General features: G+C 64.4%; 9 protein-coding genes and 1 pseudogene. 9 read left to right on the plus strand and 1 reads right to left on the minus strand.

Annotation, left to right across the window (positions count from 1 at the left end; translation table 11 throughout):
* The first annotated feature begins 54 nt into the window (after positions 1 to 54).
* The 9 genes from RAD16_RS24115 to cnbZ all read left to right on the plus strand — a co-directional run bounded on the left by RAD16_RS24115 (position 55) and on the right by cnbZ (position 10,996).
* Complete coding sequence (locus tag RAD16_RS24115; protein ID WP_458160332.1) at positions 55 to 609, plus strand: phosphonopyruvate decarboxylase; 555 nt, start codon at positions 55 to 57, stop codon at positions 607 to 609.
* Positions 606 to 1,196: a thiamine pyrophosphate-dependent enzyme gene (locus tag RAD16_RS24120; protein ID WP_458160333.1), complete on the plus strand. Its 591-nt coding sequence runs from the start codon at positions 606 to 608 to the stop codon at positions 1,194 to 1,196. The genes RAD16_RS24115 and RAD16_RS24120 overlap by 4 nt, the downstream gene beginning before the upstream one ends.
* 161 nt (positions 1,197 to 1,357) lie before the next feature.
* Complete coding sequence (locus tag RAD16_RS24125) at positions 1,358 to 2,044, plus strand: TetR/AcrR family transcriptional regulator (RefSeq protein WP_458160334.1); 687 nt, start codon at positions 1,358 to 1,360, stop codon at positions 2,042 to 2,044.
* Positions 2,045 to 2,046: 2 nt separating this feature from the next.
* Positions 2,047 to 3,240 (plus strand): efflux RND transporter periplasmic adaptor subunit, encoded by a 1,194-nt coding sequence (locus RAD16_RS24130; protein WP_458160351.1) that lies wholly within the window; start codon positions 2,047 to 2,049, stop codon positions 3,238 to 3,240.
* Between the two features lie 70 nt (positions 3,241 to 3,310).
* Positions 3,311 to 6,409, plus strand: a complete 3,099-nt coding sequence (locus RAD16_RS24135) for a MexW/MexI family multidrug efflux RND transporter permease subunit (RefSeq protein WP_458160335.1) — start codon at positions 3,311 to 3,313, stop codon at positions 6,407 to 6,409.
* Between the two features lie 152 nt (positions 6,410 to 6,561).
* On the plus strand, positions 6,562 to 8,607 hold the full coding sequence (locus tag RAD16_RS24140) for a sensor histidine kinase (RefSeq protein WP_458160336.1): 2,046 nt from the start codon (positions 6,562 to 6,564) through the stop codon (positions 8,605 to 8,607).
* Positions 8,604 to 8,993, plus strand: coding sequence for a response regulator (locus tag RAD16_RS24145; RefSeq protein ID WP_458160337.1), 390 nt, complete (start codon positions 8,604 to 8,606; stop codon positions 8,991 to 8,993). Before RAD16_RS24140 ends, RAD16_RS24145 begins: the two co-directional genes overlap by 4 nt.
* A complete protein-coding gene (locus RAD16_RS24150) occupies positions 8,990 to 10,240 on the plus strand; it encodes an adenylate/guanylate cyclase domain-containing protein (protein ID WP_458160338.1) in 1,251 nt (416 codons plus the stop codon). Before RAD16_RS24145 ends, RAD16_RS24150 begins: the two co-directional genes overlap by 4 nt.
* A gap of 9 nt (positions 10,241 to 10,249) precedes the next feature.
* On the plus strand, positions 10,250 to 10,996 hold the full coding sequence (gene cnbZ, locus RAD16_RS24155) for a 2-amino-5-chloromuconate deaminase CnbZ (protein ID WP_458160339.1): 747 nt from the start codon (positions 10,250 to 10,252) through the stop codon (positions 10,994 to 10,996).
* A 172-nt stretch (positions 10,997 to 11,168) separates the two neighbouring features.
* On the opposite strand, the pseudogene RAD16_RS24160 reads toward cnbZ, so the two are convergent.
* A pseudogene (locus RAD16_RS24160) lies at positions 11,169 to 11,288 on the minus strand (ISAs1 family transposase); the annotation flags it as partial.

The following is an 11,288-nucleotide window of genomic DNA, read 5'->3' on the forward strand; positions in this document are numbered from 1 at the left end:
CTCCGATCACCGTCTACAGTCGTGCCGTGATTTGCAAGCCGACCGGACAGGAAAATGCACGCCCGCGCTGACGCTGCCGACACAGGCGCCGAGTCTAGTACTCTTTGGCCCGACGATATCTTCGCGACATTGCAACGCTTCGACGTCCGGCAGGTGCCTTACGTGCCCGACGCCGGCCATTCGAAGCTGATCCAGCGCGTGCTGGGCTCCTCCACGATGCGCGGCATTCCGCTGACGACGGAAGAGGAGGGCGTGGCGCTGCTCGCCGGCGCCTGGACTGGAGGACAGCGCGGCGTGCTGCTGATGCAGTCGAGCGGCGTCGGCAATTGCATCAACATGCTGTCGCTGATCCCGATCCTGCGCTTTCCGTTCCTCACGCTCGTGACCATGCGTGGCGAGTGGGGCGAGTTCAATCCGTGGCAGGTGCCGATGGGATCGACCACGCAGGGCGTGTTCGAGCTGTCGGGCGTCCAGGTGCTGCGCGCCTCGAACGCGGCCGAGGTGCCGGCCGTGCTGGAGGCTGCTGCAGCCCAGGCCTACAACGCGCTCACGCCCACCGCCGTCCTGCTGTCGCAGCGCCTGATCGGCGCCAAGGTTTTCATCAAATGAGCAAGGCCAATCTCCTCGACCGCCGTCAGGTGGTCTCCGCGCTGCTGGCGAACCGCAAGGACATCGTCGCGATCGGCGGCCTGGGCGCCTCCACCAACGACATGTGTGCCGCCGGCGACCACGCCCGCAATTTCTATCTCTGGGGCGGCATGGGCGGCGCTGCGATGATCGGGCTGGGGCTCGCGCTGGCGCAGCCGACGCTGCCGGTGCTGGTCATCACCGGCGACGGCGAGATGCTGATGGGGATGGGCAGCCTTGCCACCATCGGCCTGCAGAAGCCGTCCAACCTTTCGATCGTGGTCCTGGACAACGAGGCCTATGGCGAGACCGGCGGCCAGACCAGCCACACTGCGGCCGCCGCCGACCTCGTCGGTGTTGCCAAGGCCTGCGGCATCAAGGACAGCCAGTCGATCTCGACCATGGCCGAGGTGGAGGCTTTCGCGAAAGCGGTCCACGACGTCTCGGCCGGGCCGCGCTTTGCCAATGTGAAGATCGACAGCGCCAGCCTGGAGCGGATCCTGCCCACCCGGGACGGGACCTACATCGTCAACCGAATCCGTGGCGACCTCGGCTTCCAGCCGATCTAGGTCGATGCTGTCGGCTTGGCCTTAAGGACGTGATCCTGCTCGCGAGCCGTGCAGGCGCGGCCAATTTCCACTGAAATTACAACGCATTCTGGTTGCGATGCAGCATATTGCTTGACTTTTGCGTGGGTGAGTGCTTACTCACTAGCATGAGCTCACTGCGTATGACGAGCGACCTGAGGCGTCAGTTGATCCTCGGTGCCGCGAAACGCTGCTTTTCCCGACACGGCTATAACGGCACCACAACGAAGAGCGTGGCTGCCGCCGCTGCCATTTCCGAAGCGCTGCTGTTCAAGCACTTCCCGTCCAAGGCGGCGCTCTACGCCGAGATCCTGACCGACGAGTGCGAGGCGGACCCGGCCTTGATGGAGCTGCTCGAGCGGGAGCCGTCGACGGCCGCCCTGGTCGAACTGATCCGCGGCATGGTCCAGCACTTCCTCCACATCGCTGATGGTCCCGACCAGGAAGAGGCGCAGCGCCTGCGACTGATGGCCACCAGCCATCTGGATGACGGGGAATTCGCCCGTCTGCTATATGCCAAGATCGAGAAGCTGATCGGGGCGGTCTTCGTCGCCTCGCTCGAGCGTGCGGTGGCCGCCGGCGACGCGCGGCCCTGCACTGGCGATCCACTCAACCTTTTCTGGTTCGCGCATCATTCGGTGATGACGGCGGCGCTGACCAGACTGCCGGCCACGCCCTGTCTTGCTTACGGCAAGGCGAACGACCTGGAACGCCAGCTCTGTGAGTTTCTCCTGAGGGGTATCGGACTTAACGACGCCGCAATTGCTTCGCATCTGGGCCACGATCTGGCCGCGGGTGTGAGCAAGGCGGCGATTGCAGAAAGCGCATGACAATGAACATCGTAACCGAACACAAGATTTCGGGCGAACCGATCGACAACAAGGCTCCCAAGCGGCCGGTCCGGCCGGTGCTGTGGTTCATCATCGTCGGCACGCTTCTCGGCGCGCTCGTCGGTGGCCTCGTCTGGTTCAATTATTTCCGCGGCCAGATGATCAAGCAGTTCTTCGCCAACAACAAGCCGCCGCCGACCGCCGTCAGCGCCGCCGAGGCGAAGTCGGAAGTGGTGCCGAACCTGCTGACCGCAGTCGGCGGCCTCGTCGCCGTGCATCAGGTCGACGTCAGCGCCGACGTCAACGGCCGCGTCACCGAGATCAAGTTCGAGCCGGGCGCGCATGTCGAAGCCGGCATGCCGCTGGTGCAGCTGTTCGACGCGCCCGATCAGGGCGATCTCGCCAACTACAAGGCGCAGGCGACCGTGGCGCAGCTCTCGCTCGACCGCGCCAAGCAGCTGGCGTCGCGCCAGTTCGGTCCGCAGGCGACCGTCGATACCGCGCAGGCGGCCTACGACCAGGCGCAGGCCGGCATCGCCAAGACCGAGGCGCTGATCTCGCAAAAGCTCGTGCGTGCGCCGTTCTCCGGCGATCTCGGCGTCCGCAAGGTCGAGCTCGGCCAGTATCTGACGGCCGGTACGGCGATCGTGTCGCTGACCGATCTGTCGGAGCTGTGGGCTAACTTCACCGTGACGGAAAAGGATTCCGCCAACCTGAAGGTCGGCCAGACGGTCCGGCTGAAGGTCGACGCCTATCCGGGCCGTATCTTCGAGGGCAAGGTCACGACGATCGAGCCGCAGATCGCCACCGACACCCGCAACATCCGCGTGCAGGCGACGATCGCCAATCCCGAGAAGATCCTGAAGCCCGGCATGTTCGTGACCACGACGGTGGTGCTGCCGGACAAGCCGGCCGTGATCACCGTTCCGGAGACGGCGGTCGACTACACGCTGTACGGCGACTCCGTGTTCGTGATCGCCGAGAAGAAGGAAGAGGACGGCAAGACCAGTCTCTCGGCGGTGCGCACCTTCGTGCAGACCGGCAACCGCGTCGAGGGTCGCGTCGAAATCGTCAAGGGTCTGAAGGCCGGCGACAAGGTCGTCGCCGTCGGCCAGCTCAAGCTGCAATCGGGTGCGCCGGTGTCGATCTCGACCGACCCGGCACCGCAGATCCCGGCGCAGCCGCCTCGTTACTGATCCCATACATCGAAGTGATCCGGCCCGGCCGGATCACTTTTCTGAAGACAAAGAAATCGAGATCGCCGCGATGGCCCTTACCGATATTTTCATCAAGCGCCCGGTTCTGTCGGTCGTCGTCAGCCTGCTGATCCTGTTGATCGGTCTGCGCGCGGCGATGGTGCTGCCGATCCGGCAATATCCGAAGCTGTCGAACACGGTCATCAACATCACGACCGTCTATCCCGGCGCGTCCGCGGATTTGATCCAGGGCTTCATCACCACGCCGATCGAGCAGGCGGTCGCCTCCGCCGAGGGCGTGGACTACATCACCTCGTCCTCCGTGCTCGGCACCTCGACGATCCAGGTCTACATCAAGCTGAACTTCGACCCGAACCAGGCGCTCACCGAGGTGCTGGCGAAGACGAACTCGGTCAAGTACCTGATCCCGAAGGAATCCAACGACCCGATCGTCACCAAGACCACGGGCCAGACCACGGCCGTGATGTATCTCGGCTTCTCCTCCGAGGAGCTGTCCGGCTCGGCGATCTCGGACTATCTGACGCGCGTGGTGCAGCCGGTGCTGTCGACGGTCGACGGCGTCGCCTCGGCCGACATCCTCGGCGGCCAGACCTTTGCGATGCGGCTGTGGCTTGATCCGGTGAAGATGGCCGGTCGCAACGTGTCGCCGGCGGACGTGGCCGCCGCGATCACCGCCAACAACTTCCAGTCCGCGGCGGGCCAGACCAAGGGCTATCTGATCGTCTCGAACGTCTCGACGAATACGGGCCTGACCGACGTCAACCAGTTCAAGAAGATGATCGTCAAGGCTAAGGACGGCGGCTTCGTCCGGATGGAGGACATCGCCACCGTCGAGCTTGCTGCCCAAAGCACGGACGCCAGCGTCGCCTTCAACGGCGAGCACGCGATCTTCATCGGCGTGCAGGCAACGCCGCAGGGCAATCCGCTGACGCTGGTCAAGGGCGTGCGCGCGCTGTTCCCCGAGCTCGAGCGCAACCTGCCGCCGTCGATGAAGATGAAGGTCGCCTACGACTCGACCAAGTTCATCCAATCCTCGATCGACGAGGTGGAGAAGACGCTGGGCGAAGCCGTGATCATCGTGATCGTGGTCATCTTCCTCTTCCTGGCCTCGTTCCGCTCGGTCATTATTCCCGTCGTCACGATTCCGTTGTCGATGATCGGCGTCTGCACGCTGATGCTGGCCCTTGGCTTCAGCTTCAACCTGCTGACCCTGCTCGCGATGGTGCTCGCGATCGGCCTCGTGGTCGACGACGCCATCGTCGTGGTGGAGAACATCCATCGACATCTGGAGGAGGGGAAGACACCGGTCCAGGCGTCGCTGCAAGGCGCGCGCGAAATCGTCGGCCCCGTCATCTCCATGACCATCACGCTCGCGGCGGTTTACGCCCCGATTGGTTTTCTCGGCGGTCTCACCGGCTCGCTGTTCCGTGAATTCGCCTTCACGCTCGCCGGCTCGGTGATCGTGTCGGGCGTGATCGCGCTGACGCTGTCGCCGATGATGTGCTCGGTGCTGCTCAAGAACACCGAAGAGGGCCGTTTCGCCAAGCTCGTGAACCGGGTGTTCGGCGCGATGACGCGCTGGTACGGCCGCAAGCTCGACCGCTCGCTCGACTACAAGGCGATCACGGGCCTGTTCGCGATCACGATCCTCGGACTCGTCGGCTTCCTCTACATGCACACCTCGAAGGAGCTGGCGCCTGAGGAGGACCAGGGCATCGTGTTCGCGGTGACCAAGGCGCCGAAATACGCCAATATCGACTATGTCGATTTCTACGGCGAGAAGCTCGACAAGGAATTCCAGAAATTCCCCGAGACCGATCTGCGCTTCGTGCTGAACGGCATCAACGGCCCGCAGGGCGGCATCGCCGGCATGCTCTTGAAGCCATGGGAGGAGCGCAAGCGCTCGTCGATCGCGCTGAAGCCGCTGGTGCAGGCCGAGCTCTCCAAGATCGAGGGCGTGCAGGCCTTCGCGTTCAACCTGCCGCCGCTGCCGGGCGGACCGGGCGGCCTGCCAGTGCAGATGGTGATCAACTCCACCGCCGGCTTCCAGACGGTGTTTGAGCAGATGGAGAAGCTGAAGGCCGCCGCGCGTCAGAGCGGCATGTTCATCGTCTCCGACAGCGACCTTGCCTACAACCAGCCGAACGTGACGGTGACGATCAACCGCACCAAGGCCCAGGATCTCGGCATCAACATGCAGAACCTCGGCTCTACGCTCGCGGTGCTGCTCGGCGGCAACTACATCAACCGCTTCAATCTTGAGGGCCGTTCCTACCAGGTGATCCCGCAGGTGCCGCGCGGCCAGCGGCTCTCGCCGGAATCGCTCGGCGGCTACTACGTGACGACCAACACCGGCCAGCAGCTCCCGCTGTCGACGGTGGTGTCGATCGAGACCAAGACCGATCCGAATTCGCTGACGCATTATAATCAGCTGAACTCGGCAACGTTCTCGGCCGTGCCGATGCCCGGTGTGACCATCGGTGCCGCGGTCGACTTCCTCGAAGGTGAAGCCAAGAAGCTGCCGCAGGGCTTCAGCCACGACTATCTGGCTGACTCCCGTCAGTACGTGCAGGAAGGCAACCAGCTCGCGATCACCTTCGGTTTCGCGCTGATCATCATCTTCCTGGTGCTGGCGGCGCAGTTCGAGAGCTTGCGCGACCCGTTCGTGATCATGATCTCGGTGCCGATGGCGATCGTCGGCGCGCTGATCCCGCTGTTCTTCGGCGTGGCGACCATGAACATCTACACCCAGGTCGGTCTGCTCACCCTGGTCGGCCTGATCACCAAGCACGGCATCCTGATGGTGGAGTTTGCCAACGAACTCCAGGTCAACGAGCGGCTCGACCGCCGCTCGGCCATCGAGATGTCGGCCCGCATTCGTCTCCGGCCGATCCTGATGACGACGGCCGCGATGGTGACCGGCCTGATCCCGCTGCTGACCGCGACCGGTGCGGGCGCGGCCAGCCGCTTCTCGATCGGCCTGGTCGTCGTCGCCGGCATGTCGATCGGCACGCTGTTCACGCTGTTCGTGCTGCCCGCCGTTTACGTCGTGCTGGCAACCGACCATCGCGCCGCGGCCGATTCCGATCGGAACAAGCAGGTCAATGAGCTCGACCTCGACTCCTCCAAGGCGCTGCGGCCGACCTGAGGCCCGCAATCAGGCGAACCATAGGGCGGCAGCGGTCCATCCGTTGCCGCCCTTTTTGTTTGTATCTGGGGCTTGGGGTGCCGTTAGGCCTGAATTGACCCTTCCCGCGCCGGCAAGAGACAAGGTCCGGCCTTCTTGCTAGGTTCGGCGGGATGACCCTCTCCCTCCATCCCGACACCCCGCAAACCAGGACGCTGCCGAGCGCGTCCGCGGATGGCGTCGTGCCCGAAGCGGCAGGACGGGGGATCAGAATCCGGCTGTTCACCAAATATGTCGGGCTGTTCGTGGCCGTGGTCGCCATCGCCCTGCTGGCGAACGGCCTGTTCGAGGTCTTCTTTTACTATCGCGAGCACAAGGCCTCGCTGATCCGGGTCCAGCACGAGCAGGCCGAGGCGGCTGCGGCCAAGATCGGCCAATTCGTCAAGGAGATCGAGAACCAGCTCGGCTGGACCACGCAACTGCCGTGGTCGGCGGGCTCGGTCGAGGAGCGCCGGTTCGACGCGTTGCGGCTGCTGCGCCAGGTGCCCGCGATCACCGAGCTCGCCCAGGTCGATGCGACCGGCCGGGAGCGGCTGCGGGTCTCCCGGCTCGCGATGGACGCGATCGATAGCGGGATCGACCTGTCGGACGATCCCAAGTTCACCGAGGCGGTCGCGCACAAGGTGTTTTACGGACCGGTCTACTTCCGCCGGGAATCCGAGCCCTACATGACGCTGGCGCAGGCTGGGGCGCGCAAGGATGCCGGGGTCAGCATCGCGGAGGTGAACCTCAAGCTGATCTGGGACGTCGTGTCCCAGATCAAGGTCGGCGAGCATGGGCACGCCTATGTGGTCGGCCCGGAGGGGCGCCTGATCGCGCATCCCGATATCAGCCTGGTCCTGCGCAACACCGACATGTCTCATCTGGCGCAGGTTCGCGCCGCCCTGACAGGTGACGGCACGCTGGCTGACGCGCTTCCAGAGGCGCGCAACATCCAGGGTCAGAAGGTGCTGACCGCGTCGGCTCCGATCGCGCCGCTGCATTGGACCATGTTCGTCGAGCTGCCGGTCGAGGAGGCCTATGCGGCGCTCTATGCCGCGCTGGAACGGCTTGCACTGGTGTTGCTGGCGGCGTCGGTCTTCGCCGTGCTCGCCGGGATATTCCTGGCGCGCCGCATGGTCGGTCCGATCCAAGCGCTACGCAGCGGTGCCGAGCGGATCGGCGGCGGCGATTTCGCCCAGCGCATCTCGATCAAGACCGGCGACGAGCTCGAGGAGCTTGCGGACCAGTTCAACCATATGGGCGGGCGCCTGCAGGAATCCTACGCCGACCTCGAGAACAAGGTCGAGCAGCGGACCGGAGAACTGCGGCAATCCCTGAACGATCTGCGCGCCGCGCAGGACCGCCTGGTCCAGACCGAGAAGCTCGCCTCCCTCGGCCAGCTCACGGCGGGCATCGCCCATGAGATCAAGAATCCGCTCAACTTCGTCAACAATTTCTCCTCGGTATCGACGGAGCTGATCGACGAGCTCAATGAGACGCTGGAATCGGCTGCGCTCGACGGCAAGACGAAGGAGGAGGTCGACGAGCTGACCGGCATGCTCCAGAGCAACCTCGAAAAGGTGGTGCAGCACGGCAAGCGTGCCGATTCCATCGTCAGGAACATGCTGCTGCATTCGCGCGAGGGCTCCGGCGAGCATCGCCCCAGCGATATCAACGCGGTCGTGGAAGAGAGTCTCAATCTGGCCTATCACGGCGCGCGTGCCGAACGGCCCGCCTTCAACGTCACGCTCGAACGCGACTTTGACCCTGCCGCTGGCATGGCCGATATCTACGCGCAGGAGATCACGCGCGTCGTCCTCAATCTGGTCTCTAACGGCTTCTATGCGACGACGAGGCGCAAGGAGAATGCCGAAAAGGCGTTTGAACCCACCTTGCGCGCGTCGACGAAGAACCTCGGCAACGCCGTCGAGATCCGGATCCGCGACAACGGCACCGGCATTCCGCTGGAGGTGAAGGAGAAGATGTTCAATCCCTTCTTCACCACCAAGCCGGCCGGCGAGGGCACCGGCCTCGGCCTGTCCATGAGCCACGATATCGTCGTGAAACAGCACGGCGGTACCATCGACGTGAACACCGAACCCGGTGCGTTCACCGAGTTCATCATAACCCTGCCGCGCGTGATGGCAGCAGGCGGCACTCCCGGAGGCAGGACGTGAACGTTTATATCCTGGTCGTCGATGACGAGCCCGATGTCGAGGCGCTGTTCCGGCAGCAGTTTCGCCGCGACCTGCGCGCCGGCCGTTTCCAGATGGAATTCGCGCCATCCGCGCCCGATGCGCTGAAGCTCGCCGCCGAGGTGCGCGATCCCGCTTTGATCCTGATCCTGTCGGACATCAACATGCCCGGCATGAGCGGGCTCGACATGCTGCCCAAGGTGCGCGCCGAGCATCCGGACGTTCCGGTCATCATGATCACGGCCTATGGCGACGCCGAGACGCACCGCAAGGCGATGGAGCGCGGCGCCACGGGGCTCCTGACAAAGCCGATCGACTTTACGCTGCTGCGGCAGCAGATCGACACGAGGCTCGAGCAAGCCGCATGACTGCGACCATTCTCTTCGTCGACGACGAGCCGGATCTCGAACCACTGATCTTGCAAAAGTTCCGCAGGCAAATCCGCGATGGGCTGATCGACATCATGTTCGCGCGTGACGGCCTGGAGGCGCTGCAATCGCTCGAGCAGAATCCGCATGTCGACATGGTGGTCTCGGACATCAACATGCCGCGCATGGACGGGCTGTCGCTGCTGCAGAAGCTGCAGGAGGCCGAGGACAAGAAGTCGACGATCATCGTTTCGGCCTACGGCGACATGAGCAACATCCGCACCGCGATGAACCGCGGCGCGTTCGACTTCCTGACCAAGCCGATCGACTTCGTCGATCTGGAAGCCACGATCCAGAAGACCATTCGCCACATCGAGATGCTGCGCGAGGTGCGGCGCCGCCAGATCGAGGCCGAGCGCGCCCATGCCGCGCTGTCGCGCCACTTCTCGCCCGAGCTTGCGAGGCGCCTCGCCGCGAGCGGCGAGGGTGAGGGCATCCAGGTGCAGTGGCGCGATGTCGCGACCATCTTCACCGATATCACCGGCTTCACCTCGCTGATCGAGAGCGCGCCGCCCGAGACGCTGGGCGAGCTTCTCAACGAGTATGTCGGCGGGATGACCGAAGTCGTCTTCACGCATGAAGGGACGGTCGCCAAGATCATCGGTGATGCGATCCAGGTGCTGTTCAATGCGCCCGGCGATCAGCCGGACTATGCGACACGCGCGGTCGCCTGCGCCCATGATCTCGACGCCTGGGCGCAGGATTTCTGCGCGCGCCAGAAGGCCAGGGGCGTGAATTTCGGCACCACCCGCATCGGCATCCACGCAGGTCCCGCGCTGGTCGGCAATTTCGGCGGCAACCGCTTCTTCGACTACACCGCCTATGGCGATTCCATCAACATCGCGGCGCGGCTGGAAGCCGCCAACAAGCAGCTGGGAACGCGCATCTGCGTCAGCGCCAGCGTCGCCAAGGCGGCGGAGAATTTTCAGGGCCGTCCCGTGGGCGAGCTGATGCTGCGCGGACGCAGCGAGCCGCTGCGAGCATTCGAGCCGCTGCTCCCGGAAAAATTCGACGCGCCGGAGACGGCGCTCTATTCCGAGGCTTTTGCCAAGATGGAAGCCGGCGATGCCGCAGCCATGCCGGCCTTCGCCGCGCTGGTCGGCATGCACGCCGACGATTCCCTCGCGGGTTTTCACCTGAAGCGCCTGCTCAACGGCGCCAAGGGCGTTCGCATGCAACTGGACTAGGAGCTCGACATGGTCAGTCATTTCGCCGCCGGCAATTACCGCTTCATTCCGTCCGTGTTCCAGTATTCGGCCGGAGCTGTTGCGGACGATGGTTTTGAGATCGAGCGTGTCCGGTTCGATCGCCTGGTGCCGCTCGCCGAAGGATTCGCGCTGGCCGCGAAATACATCCAGGGGGCGGGGCGTCCGCTGACGGCGTTCTGCGCCTGCGAGCTGCGCTCACCGGCGGCCTTCAGCGAAGAAGGCTTTCGCGCGTTCAACCTGCATTATGTGAAGACGCTGTCCGAATGGGGCATCTTCGACGGCACCACCAATCCGGTAGCGCGCAGCAATGTCTGCCCCGAGGTCGATCCGCCGGCTGAGCCGTCGCTCTATGCGTTCTCGTTCACGCGGCCGACGACATCGAAAGCGCCGTCCTTCGTGATCGCCGGCGGCGCCGAGGCGCGCGAGGGCAGCGGCACCTATGTCGAGCGCACGGTGCGCTACCGTGATCTCAGCCCGGAAGGCCTGCGCGAGAAGGTGCGCTTCACCACGACGTCGCAGATGGAGAACCGGATGACGGCGTTCGGCTTCGGCTGGAAGGACACGACCGGCGTGCAGGCCTATTCCGTGCACGACTTCCACCACGCGCTGGTCGATGAGTTGGTCCGCCGCGGCGCGCTGCGCTCCGGCCTGACCTGGCATTTTGCCCGGCCGCCGGTGGTCGATCTCGAATACGAGATGGATTGCCGCCGGGTGCTGCGCGAGACGGTGATTTGAGATCCTCGAGGGCAATGCTCTCTCCGTTCCCTCCCCCCTTGCGGGGGAGGGCAGGGAGGGGGGTGCCACACGGGGATTCTCTCCAGCGCACACCGGCGCTCGGTGCATCTTCAACAACCGAGACCTTTTGCTGGGCTACCCCTCTCCCTAACCCTCCCCCTTGCGGGCAGGGCTATCGCATATGGCCAAACAAGGTGAGGAGGAAGCTGTCGTCCCAGCCGGCGCGCTTGATTTTTCGACGTATGGAGGTTGGGCTGGGACAAGATCGAAGGATGTTGAGTGCAAGCCTGCG

Source organism: Bradyrhizobium sp. 18BD, from assembly GCF_054185225.1.

Coding starts and splice junctions, on each gene's coding strand:
- RAD16_RS24115 (WP_458160332.1), top strand. CDS start 55: ATGCACGCCCGCGCTGACGCTGCCGACACAGGCGCCGAGTCTAGTACT.
- RAD16_RS24120 (WP_458160333.1), top strand. CDS start 606: ATGAGCAAGGCCAATCTCCTCGACCGCCGTCAGGTGGTCTCCGCGCTG.
- RAD16_RS24125 (WP_458160334.1), top strand. CDS start 1,358: ATGACGAGCGACCTGAGGCGTCAGTTGATCCTCGGTGCCGCGAAACGC.
- RAD16_RS24130 (WP_458160351.1), top strand. CDS start 2,047: ATGAACATCGTAACCGAACACAAGATTTCGGGCGAACCGATCGACAAC.
- RAD16_RS24135 (WP_458160335.1), top strand. CDS start 3,311: ATGGCCCTTACCGATATTTTCATCAAGCGCCCGGTTCTGTCGGTCGTC.
- RAD16_RS24140 (WP_458160336.1), top strand. CDS start 6,562: ATGACCCTCTCCCTCCATCCCGACACCCCGCAAACCAGGACGCTGCCG.
- RAD16_RS24150 (WP_458160338.1), top strand. CDS start 8,990: ATGACTGCGACCATTCTCTTCGTCGACGACGAGCCGGATCTCGAACCA.
- cnbZ (WP_458160339.1), top strand. CDS start 10,250: ATGGTCAGTCATTTCGCCGCCGGCAATTACCGCTTCATTCCGTCCGTG.